Origin of the sequence: Acidipropionibacterium thoenii DSM 20276 (genome assembly GCF_000423445.1) — a bacterium.
GTDB classification, from domain to species: domain Bacteria; phylum Actinomycetota; class Actinomycetes; order Propionibacteriales; family Propionibacteriaceae; genus Acidipropionibacterium; species Acidipropionibacterium thoenii.
This window is the reverse complement of the sequence record NZ_KE384019.1, coordinates 210076-233458: the sequence shown is the minus strand read 5'-3', so window position 1 is coordinate 233458 and position 23383 is coordinate 210076. Positions and strand designations below refer to the sequence as shown.

20 protein-coding genes and 1 pseudogene are annotated in these 23383 nt (G+C 67.7%); 12 read left to right on the top strand and 9 right to left on the bottom strand.

All coding sequences use genetic code 11. The features are described 5' to 3' along the window. Window position 1 precedes the first annotated feature (1 nt). Window positions 2-1084, top strand: a complete 1083-nt coding sequence (locus G554_RS16340; protein ID WP_154654285.1) for a helix-turn-helix transcriptional regulator — start codon at window positions 2-4, stop codon at window positions 1082-1084. Window positions 1085-1116: 32 nt separating this feature from the next. Here the strand turns inward: G554_RS16340 and G554_RS0112895 are convergent, their stop codons facing one another. Beyond that, the gene (locus G554_RS0112895) at window positions 1117-1791 is read right to left on the bottom strand and encodes an NrtR DNA-binding winged helix domain-containing protein (RefSeq protein ID WP_027588225.1); all 675 of its coding nucleotides are present in this window, start codon (window positions 1789-1791) and stop codon (window positions 1117-1119) included. 92 nt (window positions 1792-1883) lie between these two features. Between G554_RS0112895 and pnuC the strand changes: the two genes are divergently transcribed. From pnuC to G554_RS0112860, 7 genes are all read left to right on the top strand, one after another. Beyond that, entirely contained in the window at window positions 1884-2483 is a 600-nt protein-coding gene (gene pnuC, locus G554_RS0112890; RefSeq protein ID WP_027588224.1) for a nicotinamide riboside transporter PnuC, read from the top strand. After that, window positions 2480-3526: an AAA family ATPase gene (locus G554_RS0112885; RefSeq protein ID WP_027588223.1), complete on the top strand. Its 1047-nt coding sequence runs from the start codon at window positions 2480-2482 to the stop codon at window positions 3524-3526. The genes pnuC and G554_RS0112885 overlap by 4 nt, the downstream gene beginning before the upstream one ends. Window positions 3527-3547: 21 nt before the next feature. Continuing rightward, window positions 3548-4351 carry a transglutaminase-like domain-containing protein gene (locus G554_RS0112880; protein ID WP_027588222.1) on the top strand — a complete coding sequence of 268 codons (804 nt, stop codon included), beginning with the start codon at window positions 3548-3550 and terminating at the stop codon, window positions 4349-4351. Between the two features lie 42 nt (window positions 4352-4393). Further along, window positions 4394-4735 (top strand): YciI family protein, encoded by a 342-nt coding sequence (locus G554_RS0112875; RefSeq protein WP_027588221.1) that lies wholly within the window; start codon window positions 4394-4396, stop codon window positions 4733-4735. A gap of 128 nt (window positions 4736-4863) precedes the next feature. Next, the gene (locus G554_RS0112870; RefSeq protein WP_027588220.1) at window positions 4864-5301 is read left to right on the top strand and encodes a hypothetical protein; all 438 of its coding nucleotides are present in this window, start codon (window positions 4864-4866) and stop codon (window positions 5299-5301) included. Window positions 5302-5556: 255 nt separating this feature from the next. Beyond that, window positions 5557-8769: a S8 family serine peptidase gene (locus G554_RS16335; protein WP_051233103.1), complete on the top strand. Its 3213-nt coding sequence runs from the start codon at window positions 5557-5559 to the stop codon at window positions 8767-8769. 176 nt (window positions 8770-8945) lie between these two features. After that, window positions 8946-9320: a YciI family protein gene (locus G554_RS0112860; protein ID WP_027588219.1), complete on the top strand. Its 375-nt coding sequence runs from the start codon at window positions 8946-8948 to the stop codon at window positions 9318-9320. A gap of 213 nt (window positions 9321-9533) precedes the next feature. Here G554_RS0112860 and G554_RS0112855 read toward each other — a convergent pair whose 3' ends face one another. Continuing rightward, window positions 9534-10181, bottom strand: coding sequence for a hypothetical protein (locus tag G554_RS0112855; RefSeq protein WP_154654284.1), 648 nt, complete (start codon window positions 10179-10181; stop codon window positions 9534-9536). A gap of 84 nt (window positions 10182-10265) precedes the next feature. On the opposite strand from G554_RS0112855, the gene G554_RS0112850 reads away from it, so the two are divergent. After that, window positions 10266-11654 (top strand): Nramp family divalent metal transporter, encoded by a 1389-nt coding sequence (locus G554_RS0112850; RefSeq protein ID WP_084648540.1) that lies wholly within the window; start codon window positions 10266-10268, stop codon window positions 11652-11654. Window positions 11655-11696: 42 nt separating this feature from the next. Here G554_RS0112850 and G554_RS16330 read toward each other — a convergent pair whose 3' ends face one another. From G554_RS16330 to G554_RS17960, 6 genes and pseudogenes are all read right to left on the bottom strand, one after another. Next, window positions 11697-12458: a metal-dependent transcriptional regulator gene (locus G554_RS16330; RefSeq protein ID WP_084648539.1), complete on the bottom strand. Its 762-nt coding sequence runs from the start codon at window positions 12456-12458 to the stop codon at window positions 11697-11699. A 61-nt stretch (window positions 12459-12519) separates the two neighbouring features. Next, a complete protein-coding gene (locus tag G554_RS0112840; protein ID WP_027588216.1) occupies window positions 12520-13032 on the bottom strand; it encodes a nitroreductase family protein in 513 nt (170 codons plus the stop codon). Window positions 13033-13088: 56 nt separating this feature from the next. Next, window positions 13089-13904 carry an ABC transporter permease gene (locus G554_RS0112835; protein ID WP_027588215.1) on the bottom strand — a complete coding sequence of 272 codons (816 nt, stop codon included), beginning with the start codon at window positions 13902-13904 and terminating at the stop codon, window positions 13089-13091. Further along, window positions 13864-14403: an ATP-binding cassette domain-containing protein gene (locus tag G554_RS16325; protein WP_281167975.1), complete on the bottom strand. Its 540-nt coding sequence runs from the start codon at window positions 14401-14403 to the stop codon at window positions 13864-13866. Before G554_RS16325 ends, G554_RS0112835 begins: the two co-directional genes overlap by 41 nt. Window positions 14404-14494: 91 nt before the next feature. After that, window positions 14495-14581: pseudogene (locus G554_RS18550) on the bottom strand (ATP-binding cassette domain-containing protein); the annotation flags it as partial. A 122-nt stretch (window positions 14582-14703) separates the two neighbouring features. Continuing rightward, on the bottom strand, window positions 14704-15012 hold the full coding sequence (locus G554_RS17960; protein WP_169337796.1) for a helix-turn-helix domain-containing protein: 309 nt from the start codon (window positions 15010-15012) through the stop codon (window positions 14704-14706). Here G554_RS17960 and G554_RS0112820 point away from each other — a divergent pair. From G554_RS0112820 to G554_RS0112810, 3 genes are all read left to right on the top strand, one after another. Continuing rightward, complete coding sequence (locus tag G554_RS0112820) at window positions 14990-17296, top strand: ATP-binding cassette domain-containing protein (protein ID WP_425393360.1); 2307 nt, start codon at window positions 14990-14992, stop codon at window positions 17294-17296. The genes G554_RS17960 and G554_RS0112820 overlap by 23 nt on opposite strands. A gap of 130 nt (window positions 17297-17426) precedes the next feature. Next, window positions 17427-19373, top strand: a complete 1947-nt coding sequence (locus G554_RS0112815; RefSeq protein WP_027588213.1) for an APC family permease — start codon at window positions 17427-17429, stop codon at window positions 19371-19373. A gap of 72 nt (window positions 19374-19445) precedes the next feature. Continuing rightward, a complete protein-coding gene (locus G554_RS0112810) occupies window positions 19446-19883 on the top strand; it encodes a VOC family protein (protein WP_027588212.1) in 438 nt (145 codons plus the stop codon). A 106-nt stretch (window positions 19884-19989) separates the two neighbouring features. On the opposite strand, the gene G554_RS0112805 is transcribed toward G554_RS0112810, so the two are convergent. Next, window positions 19990-23346, bottom strand: coding sequence for an error-prone DNA polymerase (locus G554_RS0112805; protein ID WP_425393361.1), 3357 nt, complete (start codon window positions 23344-23346; stop codon window positions 19990-19992). Window positions 23347-23383: the final 37 nt, after the last annotated feature.

Sequence of the window (23383 nt, the reverse complement as noted above, 5' to 3'; positions counted from 1 at the left end):
CATGCCGCGTCCACAGCTGAACCGGGCCCGCGAGCGGCTCGTCTCCCTGGCCGGCGCCGGCCTGGGACACCTCGACTACTACGCCGCCGCGATGGAAGTGGTCCGTACCGCAATCCCCTATGACGCGATGTGCATCGGGTCGGTCGACCCGGCCACCAATATGATCACCGACTCCGGCAAGGTCGATCTGGTCGATGAGGGAGACAGCACCTTCCTCTACCACGAGTACGCCGTCGACGACGTCAACCAATACGTCGACCTCGCCGCACGCGACGAGTCGGCCTCGATCCTGCTGCTGTCGACCGGTGGGGACCCGGCGCGCAGCGCCCGCTACCGCAATGTCGTCAAACCTGTGCTGGGAGCAGAGCACGAGTTGCGCGGCATCGCCCGGGCGGCAGGCCTGCTGTGGGGCGCCTACTCGATCTACCGTGACAAGGACAGCACTGCGTTCAATCTGGCCGAGGCCGAGTTCATGGCAGGCCTCGAGCAGGCCATCGCGATGGGGATCCGGTCCGCCATGGTGGCCGGCGTCGCCCAGCAGACCCTCGAGTCGGGGGAAGGTCCCGCGGTGCTGGTCTACGACCATCAGGGCCGGCTGCTGCACGCCACCGCCACCGCGGCCCGCCGGGTCGCCGATCTGGGAGGCGAGCTGTGGGGGCGCACCGCGGTGCCGGTCTCCTCGGTGGTCAGCGCACTCAGAGCGGGCAGAGCGGTCTCCCGGCTGCGTTCCCGTGGCGCCGACGGCTGCTGGTACACCATCCATGCGGCCCCCTTCACCGCCGGTGACGCGGTGGCCCAGATCGCTGTGACGATCGAGCAGTCCCGGCCTCCGGAGGTGCTGCCCCTCATCATCTCGGGCTACGGATTGAGCGAGCGCGAGGCCGAGATCGTGCTGCTGATGCTGCGCGGCGAGTCCACCCACGCCATCGCTGCGGCACTGTTCCTGTCCCCGTACACCGTCCAGGATCACTTCAAGTCGATCTTCGAGAAGGTGGGCGTCTCCAGCAGACGGGAGGTGGCCACCCGGATCTTCTTCGGCCAGTACGCCGACCACCAGGGGGCCCGGGCCTCGGCCGCCTGCTGAGACCAGGCCGCGACCATCCCGCCGGGCAGCGGTCAGCGGCCAGTGATCCGGTAGAGCTCGGCAGGCTTTCCCCTGGTGCCGCGCCGCACCCTCCCGGTGCGGCGAAGACCCGGCAGCATGGCGCGCCGGAAGGTGTCAGCGACCAGCCTCTCCCCCAGCACCTGCTCGTGCAGCAGGCGCAGATCGCGGATGGTCACCCCGCCGTCACCCGGCTCCAGCAGATGCCAGGGATCGGGCAGACGCCGGTAGGCGTCTCGCAACGTCGCCGAGGCATGGGTGATGATCGCGGTGTGGTCGTAGCGCAGCTCGGGACACTCATCCACCGGCACCAGGGTGCTGTGATCGGTGAGCGGGATGAGATCGGCCCGCACGGCGTCCAGATGCGCCACCGAGAGCACCCAGCCGCGGCTGTCGCGGCCGGGGTCGTCGAAGACCATCAGCTGGCGGGGGGCCAGCCCGACCACCTGCGCCTTGTCACGCAGCGCCCGCAGGGATGCCTCGGCGAGCCTCTCGCCGGGATGCAGGAAGGTGCCCGGCAGACCCTGGCTGTTATCGGAGCCACGCACCAGCAGAACTCGCAGTCGTCCGGCCGCAACGGTGAGCACTGCCGTGTCGACGGCCACCGAGGGACGCGGGTAGTCGGCCAGGGTGCGGCCGGACTCGTCGCGGTAGGGATCGGCTCGATCGAGGTCCTGTGGCGTCGCCATGAGCCCATATTAGACGACTCTTGCGCTAATCGTCATCCGGGAGCTACAGTCTCCTCACTAGTTAGACGAACTTCGCGCTAAAGGAGCAGGTCATGAACTGGACAGAGGTCCTCGGATTCCTCACCGGGGCGGCGTGCGTGTGGCTGGCGGTGCACCAGAACATCTGGAACTTCCCGGTCGGTATCGCCAACAACATCTTCTTCTTCATCCTGTTCATCGGCGCCGGTCTGTACGCCGATGCCTGGCTACAGGTGCTCTACCTCGTCCTCGGGGCCCTGGGGTGGTACTGGTGGCTGCGGGGCGGCCGGCAGCACACCCGCCTGGAGGTCCGTCGCACCCCGGTATGGGCCTGGCCACTGGCCGCGGTCGTGGTGGCGGGCGGCATCTGGGCGATCTGGGCGGTGCTGTCGATCCACACCGACTCGACGGTGCCATGGGCGGACGCCACCACCACCGGGCTGTCCCTGGGCGCCCAGATCATGCTCAACCGCAAGTGGATCGGCAACTGGTTGCTGTGGATCAGCGCCGACATCCTGTACATCGGCCTCTACGCCTACAAGGGGCTCTACCTCACCGCCGGTCTCTACGGGCTGTTCCTGGCGATGTGCGTCGTCGGTCTGGCGCGCTGGCGGGCCGGCTTGCGCGAGGAGACCGAACCGGCCGCCACCGAGAGCCAGAAGGTGGCGGCATGAGACAGTTCCGCCACGGCCTGGTGCTCGGGAAGTTCTACCCATTCCACGCCGGCCACGAACATCTCATCTGCGCCGCTGCGGCCCGCTGCCAGCAGGTCACCGTCCAGGTGCTGGGCTCTCGCCAGGAGTCGATCCCGCTGGAGGTCCGACGGGACTGGGTGGCCGGACGGTTCCCGATGCTCGACGTGGTGGCGGCGATGGACGAGGCCGAGGTCGACTTCGACTCCCCGGCCGCCTGGGACCAGCACATGGAGGTCATCGAGCCGCTGTTGGAGACACCGGTCGATGCCGTGTTCAGCTCCGATGGTTACGGCGCCGAGCTGGCCCGTCGGCTGGATGCCCAGTGGGTCCGGATCGATCCGGGACGGGCCTCGCTGCCGACCTCGGGGACGGCGGTGCGCGCCGATCCCGCCGGCCACTGGTGGGCGCTGTCACCACAAGTGCGCCAGTGGTTCTGCCGCCGGGTGGTGGTGCTGGGGGCCGAGTCGACCGGCAGTACGACGCTGGCTCGAGCGTTGGCCGGGTACTACCGGACCAGGTGGGTGCCCGAGTACGGCAGGACGTGGTCGCAGATCCGCCCGGGCGGGCTGGAGGCCCCCTGGCACACCGCCGAGTTCGACCTCATCGCCGCCGAGCACCTGCGCCAGGAGCGCGATGCCATGGCCACCGCGCCGATCCCGCTGGTCATCAGCGACACCGATGTGCTGGCCACCTCGATCTGGCACGAGCGCTATCTGGGCGTCAGCTCCCCCTCGGTGACCGAGCTGGCCAGCCGATGGAGGCCGGACCTGTACCTGCTCACCGGCGACGAGATCCCCTTCGTCCAGGACGGCTTGCGAGACGGCGAACGGCTGCGCCACGGCATGCAGCAGAGGTTCCGCGATGTGCTGGCCGATCAGCAGGTCGCCTGGGCGGAGGTGGCCGGTGGCCTGGAGGAGAGGGTGCGCATATCGGTCGATCTGATCGATGCCGTGATGGCTGGTGGCTGGCAGCCGGCCGACCCGCTCGGATGGTCCATCCGGTCCCCCGCCCCTCCCGCATGAGGATCTGCAAGACTTCTGGTCATGCAACGCACCGTCTCAAGTCATCTGTCCATCGACGTCACTGAGCCCGCCACGCTGGTGCTGGAGATCGCTGTCGCCCAGGACTACCTGGATGCCGGTGCGGCCACTGAGACACTGACCATCCGCGGTGAGGCCGGCGAGCTCGCCCCCACCGAGATCCTCGCCCAGCACGGCACCAGGGTGCACGTGGTGGAGGCGCCGGTCGGTGCACTGACCATCGACTACTCCGCCACGATCAGCGGTCGCATCGAGCCCGCCCCGGTCACCCAGTGGGATGTGCTGCGCTACATCCGGCCCTCCAGGTACTGCGAGTCCGATGTGCTCGCGCCCACCGCTCTCGCTGAGTTCAGGGATGTCCCGCACGAGGAGCTGCTGGCCGATGTGAGTTCCTGGGTCGGCACTCGGCTCAGCTATGTCCCCGGCTCCTCGCTGCCCACCGACGGTGCGACCGCCGCGCTGCTGTCACGCAAGGGGGTCTGCCGCGACTACTCCCATCTGGTGGTATCCCTGCTGCGTGCCCTCGACGTCCCGGCACGGGTGGTCGGGGTGTACGCACCGGGGATCGATCCGATGGACTTCCATGCGGTGGCGGAGGCCTACATCGACGGGGGCTGGCACGTGGTGGACGCCACCACCCTGGGCCCCCGGCAGTCCTTCGTGAGGATGGCCACCGGTGACGACGCCACCGACATCGCCTTCCTGTCGATCCACCACGGCCGGGCCACGGTCACCGACCAGCGCGTGACCGCCACCGTCGACGAACTCCCCCATGACGACATCACCCGGCTCGTCGCCATCGGGTGACGCCCACCCCAGCCGCGCGACCCGCACCCCGGAGGCCCGACCATGACCACGTACCTGATCTCATTCCCAAGCCAGGCGATGCAGGTCCCGGCCGCCGACCTGCCCGGGGTGGCCGACGCCGCCCATCACGTGGTCGGCCAGGCCAAGGCAGCAGGAGTCTGGGTCTTCGGCGGTGGGATCGATGAGAGCATCGCGCCGGTGAGGGTGGACGCGGAGGCACGGATCACCGAGGGCACGTATCCCCAGACCCGCCGGATCGAGGGCGGCTACTGCATCCTGGAGCTGCCCTCGTACGACCAGGCCATCGAGTGGGCGGCCAGGTTCGCCGCTGCCTGCCGGTGCGCCCAGGAGGTGAGGGCGTTCCAGTACGACCCCGAGAGCTGATCCGGCGAGCGGGCCGGGCTGCTGCGACCTCTCCGACGCTACGGTGAGAGGCACCGGCCGCGGCCACCATCTGGCGCGGGACTGATGGACACCGGGAGGCTCGAGCCTCACAGTCAGGGAGGATCGGAATGGCCCAGGACGACAAGGGTTTCACCCCCGAGGAGCGCGCCGCGATGAAGCAGCGCGCCGAGGAGTTGCGTACCACCAAGGGACTCAAGGGTGCAGCCAGGCTGGCCAGGGAGCTCGAGGCCTGCGTGGCGGCCATCGAGGAGTTGCACGGTGTTGACGGAGAGCTGGCCCGGACCGTCCACCGGATCGTCTCCGAGGAGGCCCCCGAACTGGCCCCGAAGACCTGGTACGGCTTCCCGACCTATGCCAAGGAGGGCAGCGTGATCGTCTTCGTCCAACCCTCCACGAAATTCGACACCCGCTACCCCACCCTCAACTTCGCCGAGGACGCCGACCTGGACGACGGCGATATCTGGCCGGTCTCCTTCGCGGTGGTCGCGGTGACCCCGTCGGTCGAGAACCGGATCCGCGCCCTGGTGCAGAAAGCCGTCTCCTGAGCACTGCCGCGGCACACCATCATCTGGCAGACCGCCCAGGCGAAGGTCGTGCGGTGCGGCGACTCGACACTCCTGTTCGGTAGCCCTAATGTCTGCGTATCGCTCACCAAGCGATGCCATGGCGACTGACGCAGGGGGAGCGTTTCGCTACCTCTGACCCAGCGCACTGGGATAGATCTCGCATCCAGAGGCAGGCAGACCTTGTCCATCAGGAGAAGAGCAGTACTCGGCCTTGCGGCGCTCACCGCCGCCGCAATGGCCATCCCACCCGTCGCATCCGCAGCTCCGGCCGACAGCCGGATCGCGACCTTCAAGGCCATCCACGACGGTCCGGTCGTCGTGAAGACCCCGCTCAAGGGAATCCGTCCCGACGCCACCGTCAACGTCATCCTGCAGATGACCGGTGACCCGGTGGCCGTCGTCCAGGCGGACAAGGGCCGCGAACTCACCTCAGCCGAGACCGCCCAGGTCCGTTCGACGCTGCGCACCCGGCAGAACGCCATCACCGGATCCATCACCTCCCGGGGCGGCCACATCGTCTCCCAGATGCAGTCGGCCTACAACGGGATCCACCTCACGATCAAGAAGAAGAACGTCGACGAGCTGGCAGCGCTGCCCAATGTCACCGCGGTGCACGTGCTGACTCCCAAGAAGCTCAACGACACCTCGAGCACCCCCAGCAACACCGTCTCGGTGCCCTACCTCGGCGTCCCGCAGGTGTGGCAGAACACCGGCTACACCGGCAAGGGGGTCAAGGTCGCGATCCTCGACACCGGGATCGACTACACCCATGCCGACTTCGGCGGCAGCGGCAGGGCCTCCGACTTCACGACGGCTCGCGAGCACTCCACCCAGACGCCGAACTCGAAGTGGTTCGGCCCCTCGGCACCCCGTGTCAAGGGTGGGACCGATCTGGTCGGGGACTCCTACGACGCCAGCAGCACCAACCCCGCCGCACTGACCCCCGCACCGGACTCCAACCCGATCGACTGCGGGGGTCACGGTTCCCACGTCGCCGGTACCGCGGCAGGCAGCGGAGTCACCGCAGCCGGGAAGACCTACACCGGCCCCTACAACTCCGCCACCACCCAGAAGTCCTTCAAGGTGGGCCCCGGAGTGGCACCCCAGGCCGATATCTACTCGGTCAAGGTGTTCGGCTGCACCGGCTCGACCGATGTCATCACCGACGCGATCGACTGGTCGGTGGCCCACCACATGAATGTCATCAACATGTCTCTGGGCGGTGACTACGGAACCCCTGACGACCCCGACTCGGTGGCCGCCAGCAATGCAGTGGCCTCCGGCGTCGTGGTGGTCGCCGCATCCGGCAATGCCGGACCGAACCCCTATCTGAGCGGGTCCCCCGCCAATGGCCACGGAGTGCTCTCGGTGGGCGCGGTGGACGCCATCAAGGGCTTCCCCGCCGCCACTGTGAAGGCGGGCTCGGCCTCGGTCAGGGCCATCAACCTCAACGGTGCCCCTCTGCTGTCCGGCTCCCATCCGGTGGTGGCGCTCGCCGACGACCCGGCAACCCCTGACGAGGACGAGTCCCTGGGTTGCTCCCCACAGGCGTATACCAAGGCCTTCACCGCCGCTGGTATCAGAGTGGGCACCGATGGAACACCAACCGGCGCCTCCCCCGTCGCCCTGGTCCGCCGAGGGACCTGCTATCTGGTCTCCAAGGCCATCAACGCCCAGAAGGCCGGGGCCGGAGCGGCGGTGCTGATCTACAACACCGATGACTACCCGCCCTATCGTGGTGCGATCACCAGCGATCCCGACAACTCCGACTCCCCCTACACCGTCACCATTCCCTATCTGGGAGTGCGCGCCAGCGACGGAGCCGGACTGGTGGCAGCTGCCGGCAGGACGGCGACCATGACGGCTGCCGATCCGATGGCCAACCCCAGCTACACCAAGTACGCCGACTTCAGCTCTGCGGGCCCGGCATCGGGCAGCTCGAGTCTGGCCCCCAATGTCTCGGCACCCGGCGTCTCGATCGCCTCGGCCGGGATGGGCACCGGATCCGATTCGGCGATCATGTCGGGCACCTCGATGGCGACACCTCACGTCGCCGGCGTCGCAGCCCTGACCGTCCAGGCCCACCGGGGCTGGACCGCCAGCCAGATCGCCTCGGCGATCGGCAGCACCGCCGACCCGGACAAGGTCGGCGACTACCAGCCGGTGGCCGGCGGCGGTCTGGTCGACGCCGCGCAGGCAGTCGGCACCTCGACCTTCGCGATCGGTGACCGCTACCGCGACTCCGCCGGCCCGGTCTCCACGGCGTCCCTGAGTTTCGGCTTCCAGGAGTCCTCGAGGGCCTTCACCGGGCGCCGGACGATCACTCTGGTCAACAAGGGACGGCTCCCTGTCACCTATACCCTGAGCAACCAGGCGTCCTCGGGCTCCCGGCCCGCCACGCTGACCTTCAGCAGCAGGAGGGTCGTGGTCCGGCCGCACTCATCGGCCACTGTGGCGGTCCTCCTGACTGCTCCGGCGTCCAAGGTCGGTGCCTCCCTCAGCGACACCGATCCTTACGGATTCCGCGAGATCTCGGGCAATGTCGTGGCGAGGGCCACCGGCAGCACGCTTCGAGTCCCGTACCTCCTGGTGCCCAGGGCTCAGGCCAATCTGACGGCCAGCAGCTCCTCCTTCGTGGGGATGCGCTCCAACGCTCCGGTGACCTCACTGACCGCATCACGAACCGTGACGAAGGTGGCGAACCCGGGCAAGGGCAGCGGCAGGATCCCCTCGGCCCCCACGGTGACACTGACCAACCGGGCCGGCGCGCTGCCTGCCGATGCCAGCGTGTTCAGCTGGGGCCTGTATGACGGGCGCCGCGACAGCTCCCTCAACGGGGCCACCTCAGGTGGATACGACCTGCGGGCCGCCGGTGTCCAGTCGTTGAGAGGTGATGGTGATCAGCTGCTGGTCTTCGCGGTCAACAACTACGACCGGTTCTCCAACCCGGCCTCCAACGAGTACGACGTGGAGGTCGACACCAACAGGGACGGGAAGGCCGACTACCTGGTCGCGGCCGCCGACTACGGCCTGGTGACCACCGGGTACTCCGACGGCCAGAGCGTCGTCTTCGTGGTGAATCTGGCCACCGGCGGGGTGTCGGCCAAGTACGGCGCGGTGGCCCCCACCGACTCCAGCACCATCGAGCTGCCGGTCGATGCCAGCGATCTCGGGCTGACCGCGAGCAAGGCGGCGTTCTCCTACACGGTCGGTTCCAACGGCCCGATGGGGACTGACTCCTTCGGGTCGAACTGGGCCAGCTACGACGCCTACCACCCGGCCATCGCCGATGGCGGGTCCACCACGGTGGGGGTCAACAGGACCGCCACCCTGAAGATCGCCACCGACCCCGAGCTGCTGGCCAAGCAGAAGCCCTGGGGAGTCATGGTGGTCAGCTACGAGAATCATTCCGGGGCCTCGGAGGCGGTGCTGCTGCAGAACCGCTGAGCCCCGCACGTCGTCTCGACCAATGCCCCGCCCACCGCCCTCACCGGCGGTGGGCGGGGCTGCCACACCGTCCTGGGCGAGGGGTCCGTGGGCTGGTCGCCGCCATGGCGGTGAGCCCGGGCCGATCTACACTTCCCGGATCCATCCGGGCCGCCCTTTTCCATGACGGAGGACCCATGCCTCGCTATCTGCTCTCGGTCAACCACAGCGCCGGGATCTACAACGGCTCCCGCACGTACCAGGCCTATGACTCCCAGGAGGAGATGGAGCAGGCATTCGCCGACACCGCCGCTTTCAACGAGAGGTTGGAGGCCAGCGGATGCATGGTCTTCGTCGGAGGTCTGGAGGCCCCCGACAGCGCCACAACGGTGGACGGCCAGGGCGATGAGGTCACGATGCGCCAGGGCCCGTACTCACCGTCCAACGACTCCTTCATCGGAGGCTTCTGGGTGATCGACGCCCCTGATCGGGCCACCGCAGAAGATCTGGCAGCACAGGGCTCCAGGGCCTGTCGCTCGCCGGTGGAGGTGCGGCCCTTCGCCGGTGAGTGAACCTCTCCGGAACTCTGTCACCATGAGCGTCACGACCTCTCGTCGAGCCGCCGTCCCGGTGGCCTTCTGGTACCGGCGTCAGGCCCACGAGACCCTCATCCACCTGCATGACCTGCTTGGCCGGCTGGACGGGGTCGAGCCGAGGGTCTGGGCCGATGCGGTCGACGAGGTGGTCACCGTGATCTGCCCGCGGCAGGTGCGCCTGCTGGCCGATCACCGGATGGAGGTCTGGGAGCGGATCAACGCCTCCATCCGGTCGACCTCCGAGGGTCGCAGTCCGATCCGGGGGTCGGGGGCATGGGCGTGCACGGCACCGAGCCGGTCGGTCCAGGCGCGAGCGTCGGACTGGATGGCCAGGTCATCGTCGAACCAGATTGCCAGCCGCGGTCTGGCGACCTTCAGATGGCTCCTGATGCTGGCGAACTTCTGCCACTGCCCGGACGGCGTCACGCCCACAGCCTGGAGCCATTGCCACTCCTCGGCACCGGTCAGGCCGACCTGGCTGCCGAACCAGGCGGCCTCCTTCTCCCATGTGGTCAGCCAGAAGGGGGTGACGCCGGGGATCGCCAGAATCTCGTTGATCCGGGTGATCATCTCGGGTGAGTAGGTGAGCATCATCGACTGGCTGTGGTAGGAGCTCCACAGGTCGTGGTCGTCGGGGGTCTGGGACAGCGGATCGGGACCGTAGAGGTTGAGGACCCCATCGATGTCGAAGTAGACGTTGACGCCCTGCCCCGGGCGGCTTCTTCCCAGCACCATCGCATCCTCCCGGCCTCGACGCCGTGTCTGGTTGTGGCCATTGTGGCCCATCCGGGCCCCATCAGGCCCGGGGGACTGCGTCGGGTCGGGCCTGGAGGCCATTGTTTGGTAGTACAAACAATTTTTCTCTGATCGTCCAAGAGTGTGATAATGATGTTCGGAACGAAAGTTCCGGAAGGATGGTCGATGAGAGAGTTGGCAGAGGCGACCACAGCCTTGGACGGTTCGCGACGACGACGACTCATTCAGCCGGCCGACGGCACCTCCCTGGGGGAGGTCAATGCTTCGGTGCCGGTACCCCCGGCCGGAACCGGCTTCCTGCGGACACTGGCCAGTTATGCCGGTCCGGGCGCTCTGGTGGCAGTCGGCTACATGGATCCGGGAAACTGGGTGACGTCGATCGGCGGCGGCGCGAGGTATGGCTACACACTGCTGTCAGTGGTGCTGATCTCCAGCCTCATCGCCATGCTGTTGCAGTACATGTCAGCCAAACTGGGCATCGTCACCGGGATGGACCTGGCTCAGGCGACCCGCGCACACACCGGCCGCAAGCTCGGAATCACCTTGTGGATCATCACCGAGCTGGCCATCATGGCCACCGACATCGCCGAGGTGATCGGCGCCGCGATCGCACTCCACCTGCTCTTCGGCATCCCCTTGACGGTGGGCGTGATCGTCACGGTTCTCGACGTCTTCCTGCTCCTCCTGCTGCTGCGTGTCGGGATGCGCAGGATTGAGGCGCTCGTCGTGGTGCTCATCACCACGATCATGGTGATCTTCATCTACCAGGTGGTCCTCGCCAGGCCAGACATCCCCCAGATCCTCGCCGGCTTCGTGCCCTCCCCCTCACTGACCCACGACGGCCAGCTCACCATGGCTCTGGGCATCGTGGGGGCCACCGTGATGCCGCACAATCTGTACCTCCACTCGGCGATCGTCCAGTCACGGGCCTATGACCGGACCTCGATCGAGGCCAGACGGCAGGCGGTGCGCTTCGCGACCATCGACTCCAACATGGAACTGGCCGTCGCCTTCATCGTCAACACCCTGCTGCTGCTGCTCGGAGCGGCGATGTTCTACGGCAGAGGCTCCGACCTGGGAACACTCGGTTCGGTCTTCGACGCCCTCAAGGACTCCGACATCGCCGGGGCGGTCGCCAGCCCGGTGCTGAGTGTGCTGTTCGCGGTGGCCCTGCTGGCCTCGGGCCAGAACTCCACCATCACCGGGACCCTCACCGGACAGGTGGTGATGGAGGGGTTCATCAAGATGCACATTCCCCTCTGGCTGCGCCGAGTCGTCACCCGCGTCATCGCCATCATCCCGGTCGTGATCTGCACCCTGATCTTCGGCGGCAAGGAGGGCGCGCTGGACGCGCTGCTCATCGACTCGCAGGTCTTCCTCTGCGTGGCCCTGCCCATCTCGATGATCCCGCTGGTCTGGTTCACCTCGTCGAAGAAGATCATGGGCGAGTTCGCCAATCGGCGCTGGGTGGTGGTGGTGGGATGGTTGGCCACCGGCGTGCTCACCGTCCTCAACCTCCAGCTCATCTGGCAGACCGTGGGCGGGCTGTTCTGAGCTCTCACCGGGTGCCGACGCGCACCCAGACCGCGACAGCGATCAGCTGTGGTCGGTCCCACCTTCGGTCGCGTCGGTGAGGACCTCCTCGGCGGCGGGCTCACCCAACACCACGGGAGCCCCACCGTCGATCCGGATCCGCACATCGCGGGTGAACGGAGGCGGCTCGAGGATCTCCACCCGGGCCCCGGGGGCCAACCCCAGAGCGGCGAAGTACCTCAACAGTTCGGGATTGTCGCTGAGGATCCGGCTCACCTGCGCCACCGCCCCGGTCGCCAGTTTCACCATCGACGTCGCCTGGGTCAGCGCCGGGAGCCTCCCCGAGGAGTCGGGGATGGGATCGCCATGGGGATCCCTCAACGGATAGCCGAGCTTCTCGTCGATCCGCTCGATGAGCTTGTCGGAGACCACATGCTCCAACACATCGGCCTCCTCGTGCACCTCGTCCCAGGTGTACCCCAGGCTGCTGACCAGGTAGGTCTCCAGGAGCCGGTGACGCCGGACCACCTGAACGGCGATCTCCTGGCCGGCTCCGGTCAGCTCCACCGTCCCGTACCGGCGGTGCTCGACATAGCCGTCGTCGGCCATCCGGCGCACCGCATCGGAGACGGTCGAGGTGTGAAGTCCGACCTGTTCTGCCAGCAGAGAGTTCGTGACTCGCCGTCCCTGCTCGATCTCCAGGCCCCACAGCACCTTCAGCAACTGCTCCTGGGCAGGGGTCACCGGCCCAGCCGGTGGCTCCGGGGCCTCGTCGGATGCAGGTTCCCGGTCTCTGAGCTCGGGGCGCGCAGGCTGAGTGGTCACACCATCGACGGTAGCCGTCGCGACGGCGCGCCACCAGATCCCGAGGCCACCTGGAGCCGAATCAGATGTCCTTCCAGAGCAGTTCGGAGACGTCGACGCGCTCGCGGCCCGAGGGCTGCAGACCGGCGGCGGGCCTGCCGATCGCCGTCATGGTGACCGCCGTCCACGGCGCCACGATGCCGAACTCCCGGCTCAGCCCCTGTCGATCGAAGCTGATGAACTGTCGGGCATGCACTCCCAGTGCCTCGGCCTCGATACACATGTGGGCCACCGCGTCCCCCAGGTCGTAGTGGGCGACGCCGAGCTGATCGTCCCCTGATCGGCAGATGTTGACCACCAGAGCACTGGCGTCCAGGGCCCAGTCCGAGTGCCCGGCGACGAACCGGTCGAGACGTGGCCGGAGGGCGTCGGCGCGCAGCGCCACGATGAACCGCCACGGTTGGAGATTCATCGCCGAGGGAGCCCAGCGGGCGGCCTCCAGCAGCAGCTTCGCGTCCTCGGGTGACAGCGTGTGGGCCGGGTCGTAGCCGCGCGGACTCCACCGGTCACGCAGCAGTGGTGTGATATCAGTCATCGGCGCCCAGTCTATGAAACCGATGGAGGCGCCCTCTCACCGCCCCCGGTCGGACCTCACCTGGAGAGGCGGCCCAGCAGGCTGCTCGCCACCACGATCATGACGACCACCGCGCAGACCAGGACCGTCAGGTCGTGGAGGTAGTCGGTGGGCTGACCGAGCAGCAGGCCGCGCATCATCTGGACCTCGTAGCTCAGCGGGTTGACGGTGGCCAGTGCCTTCACCCAGCCCGGCATGATCTGTGTCGGGTACAGGGCGTTGGAGGCGAAGAACAACGGCATGGTGATCGCCTGCCCGATACCCATCAGCCGGTCGCGGTGCAGCACGATCCCGGCGATGGTCAGCGACAGGCAGCAGAAGAATGCCGAGCCCAGCATCACCACCCCGAAGACAGCGAGCCAGCGCAGCGGATTCCAGGTCATCTCGATGCGCATGATGAGGGCGACCACGATCACCACCATGGCGATCGCCACCGCGCGCACCCCGGCGGCGAAGGCCTTCCCGGTCACCAGGGCGACCCGGGGAGTCGGTGTGACGAGCAGCTTGGCGAGGATGCCGGCGTCGCGCTCCCAGATGATCTGGATGCCGTAGAAGATCGCCACGAACAGTGCCGACTGGGCGATCACCCCGGGGGCCATGTAGGACAGATACGAGATGGTGCCGGTCGGGATGGCGTGGATCCGGCTGAAGGTGGTGCCGAAGATCGTGAGCCACAGCACCGGCTGGACGGCACGGGTGAACAACTCCGTGCGGTCATGCCTGAGCTTCTGGAGCTCCACCAGACAGAACGCTCCCACCCTGGACAGCGTCACCGCCACGATGTTGCGCTTCTCATCCCACCCTGTTGGCGGTGCGACGACCTGCTCTGACATTGCGGCTCCCTCCTTGGTCCTCGTCGAGACCGGACCGGGCGTAGTACCGGAAGACGTCCTCAAGACTGGCGGACCCACCGTTCCGCCCGCCGAGCTGGGACCTGAGCTCCTCGGAGGTCCCCAGTGCTGCGAGACGACCGTGGGTCATCATGGCGATCCGATCGCACATCGCCTCGGCCTCATCCATGTAGTGGGTGGTGATGAGCACTGTCATGCCGTGCTCGGCCTGCATCTGTCGCACCCGGGCCCACACCGAGTCCCGGGCCACCGGATCCAACCCCACGGTCGGCTCGTCGAGGATCAGGACCGCAGGTTGGTTGACCAGCGCCTGAGCCAGCTCGAGGCGACGGACCATCCCGCCGGAGAAGGTGGACGCCAGTCGACCGGCGGCATCCTGCAGGTCGACCATCTCGAGCACCTGGTCGACCCGCCGACGCCGCTGGGAGCGAGGGATGTCGAAGAGCCGGGCGAACCACTCGACGTTCTCCCGCCCCGTCAGTGCCCCCTCGATCGACAGCTGCTGGGGGGACGTAGCCGATCAGCCGGCGCACCTTCATGGCCTGGCTGGAGACGTCCAGACCGTGGATCCGGATCCGTCCGTGCTGGATGGGCAGCAATGTGTTGATGAGCCGGATGGTCGTCGTCTTGCCCGCTCCGTTGGGGCCCAGCAGCCCCATGCACTCCCCCGCCTGCACGCTCAGGGTGAGATCGTCGACAGCGGTGTGGAGCCCGTGCCGCCCGCTGCCGAAGGTGTGACTGAGGTGGTCGATCTGCACGGCGACGCCGGCAGTGGTGCTGCTCATCGCTCCTCCTGGTGGTCGTCGTGGTCGTTCTGCGAGATCTCGGAACCGTCCGGATCGACCAGCTCGGTGAGGCGGACCAGAGCAGGTAGCGCCGCTGCCAGGGCGAGCTGGTCCTCGGCCCCCAGCTGTGCGATCGCGGCCGCGGTGACGGCCACCCGCGCATCGCGCCAGGAACCGATCCGGGCCGCAACCGGTTCGGAGAGCTCCAGGCGCACCACCCGGCCGTCCGCCGGATCGGCCCGGCGCACCAGGCTGCCGGCCTGCACGAGCCGGGCGACGAGGGTGGAGACGGTGTTGACGGCCATTCCGAGATCTCGCGCGGAGCCGCTCACGGTGTTCACCGGGGTCTCCGGGTCGGGGAAGAGCTCCCTGGTCCTCGACACCATCGCCGCCGAGTCGCAGCGCCTCATCAATGAGACCTACACCGCCTTCCTCCAGGGCATGATGCCCACTGCGTCGCGACCGGATGTGGATCGACTCCAGGGACTCACCACAGCGATCACCGTCGACCAGAGCCGACTGGGCTCGAACCCTCGTTCCACCGTCGGCACCGTCACCGACGCAGACGCCATGCTGCGGGTGCTGTTCAGCCGGCTCGCCGAGCCCCACATCGGTGGGCCCAAGGCCTTCTCCTTCAATGTCGCCTCATCCAGCGGCACCGGATCGGTCAGGATCGAGACGGGGGACCGCAAGGGCATCAGACAACTCGCCGAGTTCCATGTCACCGGCGGCATGTGCCCGCGCTGCGAGGGGCGTGGATCGGTCTCCGAGATCGATCTCACCCGGCTCTACGACGACTCGAGGTCGCTGAACCAGGGCGCCCTCACCATTCCGGGCTACAAGCCCGGAAGCTGGAATGTCCGGCTCTACACCGAGTCCGGGTTGCTCGACCCCGACAGACCCATCCGCGACTTCAGCCGACGCGAGCTGGGCAACTTCCTGTACAAGGAACCCACCAAGATCAAGTATCAGAAACAGGGCATCAACATCACCTACGAGGGACTGGTCCCCCGGATCCGCAAGTCGATGCTGTCCAAGGACCCTGAGGGGATGCAGCCCCACATCCGCGACTTCGTCGAGCGCGCGGTCAACTTCGCCACCTGCCCCGAGTGCCAGGGCACCCGCCTGGCGGAGGCGGCGCGTCGGGCCACCATCGGCGGACTGTCCATCGCCGACGCCTCGGCGATGCAGGTCTCCGACCTGGCCGAGTGGGTCGACGAGCTGACAGAACCGTCGGTCGGCCCGCTGCTGGAGGCCCTGAGGGACACTCTCGGATCCTTCTCCGAGATCGGCCTGGGATATCTGTCCCTCAATCGCGCCTCCGGCAGTCTGTCGGGCGGAGAGGCCCAGCGGGTCAAGATGATCCGACATCTGGGATCGGCCCTCACCGACGTCACCTACGTCTTCGACGAGCCCACCGCCGGCCTGCATCCGGCCGACATCGACCGGCTCAACGGTCTGCTGCTGCGGCTGCGCGACAAGTCGAACACCGTTCTGGTGGCCGAGCACAAGCCCGAGACGATCGCCATCGCCGACCACATCGTCGATCTGGGGCCGGGCGCCGGTCCCGACGGCGGGCGGATCTGTTATCAGGGGGACGTCGCCGGCCTGCGGTCCTCGGGGACCCTGACGGGGCGACATCTCGCGACCCCGGTCGTCCTCAAGCACACGGTGCGTCAGCCCTCTGGCACCATCCCCGTCCGGCACGCGAACCTGCACAACCTGCGCGACGTCTCGGTCGACATTCCGCTCGGACTGCTGTGCGCGGTGACCGGGGTCGCCGGATCCGGGAAGAGCTCACTGATCCGCGGCTGCCTGCCACCGCAGGCCGGCGCGATCACCATCGACCAGACCCCCGTCAGGGGATCGCGGCGCAGCAACCCCGCCACCTACACCGGGCTCCTGGACCCGATCCGGAAGGCCTTCGCCACGGCCAACGGCGTCAGACCCGCACTGTTCAGCTCCAACTCCGAGGGAGCCTGCCCGAGCTGCAACGGCAACGGCGTCATCTACACCGAGCTGGGCTTCATGGAGACCACTGCCACCATCTGCGAGGACTGCGGTGGCAAGCGCTTCCAGCCGGCGGTCCTGGAGTACCGACTGGCCGGGCGCGACATCAGTGAGGTGCTCGAGATGAGCGTCGAGCAGGCCCACCGGTTCTTCAGCGGCCCGGATGCCACCGTGCCTCAGGCCGACCGGATCCTGTCGCGGATGAAGGATGTCGGCCTGGGCTATCTCGCCATCGGCCAGCCGCTGAGCACGCTGTCCGGGGGAGAGCTGCAGCGGCTCAAACTGGCCATCCAGATGGCCGGCGACGGCGGTCTGTTCGTGCTCGACGAACCGACCAGCGGCCTGCACCCGGCCGATATCGACGTCCTGCTGAGGCTGCTCGACCAGTTGGTCGATGCCGGGCGTTCGGTCATCGTCATCGAGCACCATCTGGCGGTCATCGCCCATGCGGACTGGGTGATCGACCTGGGCCCGGGGGCCGGCCACCACGGCGGGCTGGTCGACTTCGCGGGCACACCGCGCGAGCTGGCCGCCAGCAGCACCGTCACCGGACGGTACCTGGCACGCCGTCTCGACTGACTCCGGCTCGCCGATGGACCGGGATGGTCCACGATGCGACCCCCGCGTCTCATCTCCGCACTGCGCGAAGATAGCCTTTCTGCTTGGTGCGGTCACCACTCGATCGGCCGCCAGACAGGAGAAGCTGGGTATGTCGCTGCTGGTCAGAAAGGGGTTGCACCAGGTCGAGGAGGATCTCGGCGACCCGGAACGCAGCCTCAAACGTGAACTCGGGCCGATGGATATCGCCGTGATGGGTGTCGCGGTAGCGGTGGGCGCCGGGATCTTCTCGGTCGGGGCTCAGGCCGCCGCGCTCTACGCCGGCCCCTCGGTCATCATCTCCTTCGTCATTGCCGCGGTCATCTGCGGCCTGGCCGTGATGAACTACGCCGAGTTCGCCTCCTCGGTACCGGTCTCCGGTTCGGCGTACACCTTCTCCTACCTGTCGCTGGGCGAGCTGCTGGCCTGGGTGATCGGCTGGGATCTCATTCTCGAGATGCTGATGGCCGCATCGGTGATCTCGAAGTACTGGGGCATCTACCTGTCCGACGTCTTCGGATTCCTCCACATCGGGGTGGCCACCGAGTTCTCCATCGGCTCGGTCAGCGTCTCCTGGCCGCCGGCCCTCATCGTGGCCTTCTTCACGGTCCTGCTGGTGCTGGGCACCAAACTGACATCGCGGGTCAACGGGATTCTCACCGCGATCAAGATCTCGGTGACCCTGTTCATCATCGTGGCAGGCGCCTTCTACGTGAAGGCCTCCAACTTCACCCCCTTCTTCCCACCCTCCGAGCCCAACCCCGACGGATCGGCCACCGGGGTTCTGGGGCAGAGCCTGTTCTCCTTCCTCTCCGGCGCCGAGCCCACCCGCTACGGCGCCTACGGGCTGATGGGGGCTGCCGCCCTGGTCTTCTTCGCCTTCATCGGCTTCGACATCGTCGCCACCACCGCTGAGGAGGCCAAGGACCCGCAGAAGACACTGCCGCGCGGCATCTTCGGCGGCCTGGCGCTGGTCTCGGCGCTCTACATCGCGGTGACCATCGTGGTCACCGGGATGGTCTCCTACAAGACGATGGCCACCCAGAAGGACGTCTCGCTGGCCACCGCCTTCAAACTGGTCGGCGCCAACTGGGTGGGAACCCTCATCACCATCGGCATCCTCATCGGGCTGACCACCGTCATCATGGTGCTGCTGCTCGGACTGACTCGGGTGGTGTTCTCGATGAGCCGCGACGGCCTGATGCCCCGCCAGGTCTCCCGCACCTCGAAGCGCGGCACCCCTGCTCTGCTGCAGATCATCTGCGGCGTGGTCGTCGCCGTCGTGGCCGCACTGGCCGATGTCGACCAGCTCTCCGAGATGATCAACATCGGCACCCTGAGCGCCTTCGTGCTGGTGAGCTTCTCGATACCGGTCCAGCGCAAACGCTTCCCCGATCTCAAGCGCGGTTTCACCGTCCCCTTCTCCCCTGCCCTACCGATCATCTCCGGGGTGCTGTGCCTCTGGTTGATGTCCAACCTGGCGGTGGAGACCTGGCTGCGATTCATCGTCTGGCTGCTGGTCGGTTTCGTCATCTACTTCGGTTACTCCTATCTGCACTCCCGGGTTCGCCGCGAGGGTCACCAGGAGAATGTGCTGTCCCAGTTCGGCGAAGGGCTGGTGGCCGGCGACGCCGCCGCCTCCGACCCGGCGCCCCTGGTCGCGGCCTCCGAGACGCGTGAGATGACCGTGCTCAACCAGGACGCCGAACCGATCCGCACCCACCGGGCGGCCCTCGTGATGACCGTGCTGGCCGGAGCCGCAGTACTGACCGAGGTGGTTCTGGCACTGACCGGGGTACTGGACATCAGGGCGATGTCCAACGGCCTGGTCTGGCTGTCGATGCTGGTGCCCCTCCCCGGCCTCGTGCTGTCCCACATCGCGCTGTCGCGGGCCGAGGCCACCGAGCAGTCCTGGGACACCGTGCCCCGCGAGAAACTGCCCAACTGGGCCCGGTTCGGAGCGGCCATCCGCCAACCCCTCACCCTGCTGTCGGTCGGCTACGGACTCACCGCGGTGGCCGTCGTGGTCGCCGTCGTCCACCTCGTCGAGGTGCTCTGAGTCACCCCTTCGGTTGATAGCGTGACCGCAACCCAGTCCTCGCCCACCAGGGCATCACGAAGGGACAACGCCATGGCAGCTCCCGCCTTCACCCCCTACATCAGTTTCCCCGGCACGGCCGACGAGGCCTTCCACTACTACCAGGAGGTCTTCGGCGGCGAGCTGGAGATCGGCCACTACGGTGACATGCCCACCACCCAGTTCCCGATGGACCCGCCCGCCCAGGCCGTCGCGCACGCTCAGCTGCATGACGGCCTGGTGACCTTGGCAGGAGGTGACTCGATGCCGAGTCCTGACGGGACCATGCCGGGTCTGACCTCGCAGGTCTACTCATTCCTCATCAGTCTGGACGCCGTCGAGACCGGCGAGGCGCTCATCGGCAAGCTCACCGACACCGGGGCGGAGGTCACCATGGCCTTCGCCAAGGCACCATGGGGAGACCACTATGGGCGGATCAGGGACCGCTTCGGGGTGCAGTGGGATCTTCTGGTACCGGCCGGTTACGTCTGAGCTGTCGGCTTCTCCGCTCAGCGATCCCGGTCCTCGGGTCCACCCGGGACCCAGGGGCTGAGCACGAGACTCCGGCGGCCATCGCGACCACGAGTCCGAGCTGACCTCATCGGAAGTTCCTGGAGGAGATGACGACGCCCATCTGCAGGCTCTCCAGACGATCGGCGTAGAGGTTCATGACCCCCTGGTCGCCACGCTCCAGAATTCCTCTGATCACCATCCCCGAACTGGTCAGCGCCACCTGCCGGTAGCGCTTCCAGGCCCCGGCGGTGACGATGACGTTGAGCAGCCCGGTCTCATCCTCGAGATTGATGAAGGTGATGCCACCGGCGGTGGCCGGACGCTGCCGATGGGTCACCACCCCGGCCACCTCGATGCGGCGTCCCGCCTCCACCTGTCCCAGCGCCGCGATCTGCAGCACGCCACGCTCGGTCATCGCCGAACGCAGGTGACGCATCGGATGGTCGGCGGTACTGATCCCGGTCGAGCGCAGATCATGACCCAGCAACTCCACCGGGCTCGGCTCGGGCAGCAGCGGCGGCTGACTGCACACCTCGATGTCCAACTGCCCCGGCTCCACTCCGTCCAGCTGCCCGGACTGCCACAGCGCTCCACGGCGAGACCCCGCCAACCGGTCGAGGGCCCCGGCCAGTGAGAGCGCCTCCACCTGGTCCGGCTCCAACCCCACCCTGCGCACCAGATCGGTGAGGCTGCCGAATGGTTGACCGTCGCGCTCGGCGACGATCTGCTCGGCAGCATCCACCGAGATCGCCGAGACGTCGGCCAGTCCCAGCCGCACCACCAGCCCCCCGTCGCGGCGGTGCGATCCGGTGTCGTCGGGAGCGTCGGCGTCGAACTCGCCGATCTGCTCCTCGGTGTGGTCGAGCAGGCAGTCGGAGCGCCCGCCCGCGGTGCCGCGGGAGACGTCCCCCCTCCCCCACCTCCCACCGCCGTCGCGACGCTCCAGTTCCAGACCGGCCTGCACCCCTGAGACCATCAGATCGGGCTTGAGCACCGTCACACCGTGCCGGCGGGCGTCGGCCACCAGGGTGGCCGGTGAGTAGAAGCCCATCGGCTGGGAGCGCAGCAGACCGGCCAGGTAGGCCGCCGGGTAGTGCAGCTTCAACCACGAGGAGGCGTAGACCAGCACCGCGAAGCTCAGCGAGTGGGACTCCGCGAAGCCGAAATTGGCGAAGGACTCGATCCGGTTGTAGATCTCCTGGGCCACGTCGTCGGCGATGCCGTTGGCCGCCATCCCCTCGAACAGTTTGGCGCGCAGCGAGTCGATTCGCTCCACCCCGCGCTTGGAACCCATCGCACGGCGCAGCAGGTCGGCGTCGGCGGCGGTGCAGTTGCCCACCGTGGTGGCCATCTGCATCAGCTGCTCCTGGAACAGTGGGATGCCCAGGGTGCGCTTGAGCACCGGCTCCAGCATCGGATGCGGGTATGTCACCGGATCCACCCCGGTGCGCCGACGGATGTAGGGGTGGACCGCCCCGCCCTGGATCGGGCCGGGGCGGATCAGCCCGATCTCCACGGCAAGGTCGTAGAAGCAACGCGGCTTCAGCCGGGGCAGGGTACCGATCTGGGCGCGGCTCTCGACCTGGAAGATGCCGATCGTGTCGGCCCGGCACAACATGTCGTAGACACCTGGCTCGTTGCGCGGGATCGACTGCATCGTCCAGCTCTCCCCGCAGTGCTCGGCGACCAGATCGAAGGTGTGCTGGAGGGCGGCGAGCATCCCCAGCCCGAGCAGGTCGAACTTCACCAGCCCCATCCAGGCGCAGTCCTCCTTGTCCCACTGCAGCACGGTGCGCCCCGCCATCCGGGCCGGCTCGATGGGGCACACCTGGCCGACCGCATGCCGGGTGAGCACCATTCCGGCCGAGTGGATGCCCAGGTGGCGGGGGAAGCCGAGCACCTTGTCAGCCAGTTCCCGGACCCGCTCGGGAATCTTCTCGGCCCCCTCCCGGCCGCTGATGCGGGATCCCCAGTGCTCCACCTGACGCGACCAGGCGTCCTGCTGGCCCTGGGAGTAGCCCAGCACCTTGGCCATGTCGCGGATCGCATTCTTGGGCCGGTAGCTGATGACATTGGCCACCTGGGCGGCGTAGTGGCGGCCATACCTGGTGTAGACGTACTGGATCACCTTCTCGCGGCGCCGGGCGTCGAAATCGACATCGATGTCGGGCTCCTCCTCGCGCAGCGCCGAGAGGAACCGCTCGAAGGGCAGTCGGTAGAAGACCGGGTCGACGACGGTGATCCCGAGCACGTAGCAGACCGCCGAGGCGGCCGCCGAGCCGCGGCCCTGGCACATGATGTCGTGGCCGTGGGCGAACTCGACGATGTCATGGACGATGAGGAAGTATCCGGCGAAGTCCTTCGACTCGATGACCTCCAACTCCTCGTCCAGACGCCGTCTGGCCACCGGATCGTCCCGGTAGAACCGTGCGCAGCCGATGTCGACCAGATGGCGTAGCCAGCTCATCGGGGTGTGACCGGCGGGCACCTTCTGCTCGGGCATCTGGGGACGGCTGGCCCGCAGCGAGAACTGGGTCTGTTCGGCGATCTCCACGCTGCGCTCCACCGCACCCGGGTAGCGGGCGAACAGTCGGGCCATCTCGGAGCCGCTGCGCATCCGGGCGACCGGCCCGGCCGGCAGCCAGCCGTCCATCTCGTCGAGGGTGCGACGGGCCCGCACCGCCGCCAGCGCGCAGGAGATCTCGAACTGCTCGGCACCGGCGTAGTGGACATCGTTGGTCGCCACCACTGCCAGCTCACGATCTGCCGCCAACCCAGCCAGCAGGTCATTGTCGTGCGAGTCGGAGGGACGCCGGTGGTCGGTGAGTTCCACGACGACATTGCCGTGCCCGAACAACTGGACCAGCCGGTCCAGCTCCCGCCCGGCCAGCTCGGCCCCGCCACGGACCAGACCTTGGCGGACCGCTCCCTTGCGGCATCCGGTGAGGACGATCCAGTGCCCGTCGGCCTGACCGGCGAGGCTGTTCAGGTCGTAGACCGGCCGGCCCTTCTCGGCCTCCTCGGTGAGATAGGCCTCGGTCATCGCGCCGGCCAGCCTGCGGTAGCCCTCTGCTCCGCGGGCCAGCACCAGCAGATGACTGCCCACCGGGTCGGCCACCCCGTTCTGGGGGGCCGGTAGGCCGATCGACAGCTCAGATCCGATCGAGGTGGGCAGCCCGCAGGCCTCGGCGGCCTCGGCCATCCGCACCACCCCGTACAGCCCGTCGTGGTCGGTCAGCGACAGTCCGGACAGGCCGAGCTCGACGGCCCGACAGACCAGATCCTCGGGGCTGGATGCACCGTCCAGGAAGCTGTAGTAGGAGTGGCAGTGCAGTTCGGCATAGGGCACCACCGGCCCCTGCGGCCGCTCCGGATGAGCCGCGAAGTGCTCACGGCGGCGGTGGCTGGGGGCATCCTCCTCATCGGGAGACTTCCCCTCCATCCGGCGTTCCAGCTCCGACCAGGAGATCGGCGGGTTG

Bases quoted from the DNA above. Each gene is read 5' to 3' on its own strand.
- pnuC (WP_027588224.1), top strand. From the start codon at position 1,884: ATGAACTGGACAGAGGTCCTCGGATTCCTCACCGGGGCGGCGTGCGTG.
- G554_RS0112880 (WP_027588222.1), top strand. From the start codon at position 3,548: ATGCAACGCACCGTCTCAAGTCATCTGTCCATCGACGTCACTGAGCCC.
- G554_RS0112870 (WP_027588220.1), top strand. From the start codon at position 4,864: ATGGCCCAGGACGACAAGGGTTTCACCCCCGAGGAGCGCGCCGCGATG.
- G554_RS0112855 (WP_154654284.1), bottom strand. From the start codon at position 10,181: ATGGCCTCCAGGCCCGACCCGACGCAGTCCCCCGGGCCTGATGGGGCC.
- G554_RS0112815 (WP_027588213.1), top strand. From the start codon at position 17,427: ATGTCGCTGCTGGTCAGAAAGGGGTTGCACCAGGTCGAGGAGGATCTC.
- G554_RS16335 (WP_051233103.1), top strand. From the start codon at position 5,557: ATGGCCATCCCACCCGTCGCATCCGCAGCTCCGGCCGACAGCCGGATC.
- G554_RS0112835 (WP_027588215.1), bottom strand. From the start codon at position 13,904: ATGTCAGAGCAGGTCGTCGCACCGCCAACAGGGTGGGATGAGAAGCGC.
- G554_RS0112805 (WP_425393361.1), bottom strand. From the start codon at position 23,346: ATGGAGGGGAAGTCTCCCGATGAGGAGGATGCCCCCAGCCACCGCCGC.
- G554_RS0112850 (WP_084648540.1), top strand. From the start codon at position 10,266: ATGAGAGAGTTGGCAGAGGCGACCACAGCCTTGGACGGTTCGCGACGA.
- G554_RS0112840 (WP_027588216.1), bottom strand. From the start codon at position 13,032: ATGACTGATATCACACCACTGCTGCGTGACCGGTGGAGTCCGCGCGGC.
- G554_RS0112810 (WP_027588212.1), top strand. From the start codon at position 19,446: ATGGCAGCTCCCGCCTTCACCCCCTACATCAGTTTCCCCGGCACGGCC.
- G554_RS0112895 (WP_027588225.1), bottom strand. From the start codon at position 1,791: ATGGCGACGCCACAGGACCTCGATCGAGCCGATCCCTACCGCGACGAG.
- G554_RS16340 (WP_154654285.1), top strand. From the start codon at position 2: ATGCCGCGTCCACAGCTGAACCGGGCCCGCGAGCGGCTCGTCTCCCTG.
- G554_RS17960 (WP_169337796.1), bottom strand. From the start codon at position 15,012: ATGGCCGTCAACACCGTCTCCACCCTCGTCGCCCGGCTCGTGCAGGCC.
- G554_RS0112875 (WP_027588221.1), top strand. From the start codon at position 4,394: ATGACCACGTACCTGATCTCATTCCCAAGCCAGGCGATGCAGGTCCCG.
- G554_RS0112885 (WP_027588223.1), top strand. From the start codon at position 2,480: ATGAGACAGTTCCGCCACGGCCTGGTGCTCGGGAAGTTCTACCCATTC.
- G554_RS0112860 (WP_027588219.1), top strand. From the start codon at position 8,946: ATGCCTCGCTATCTGCTCTCGGTCAACCACAGCGCCGGGATCTACAAC.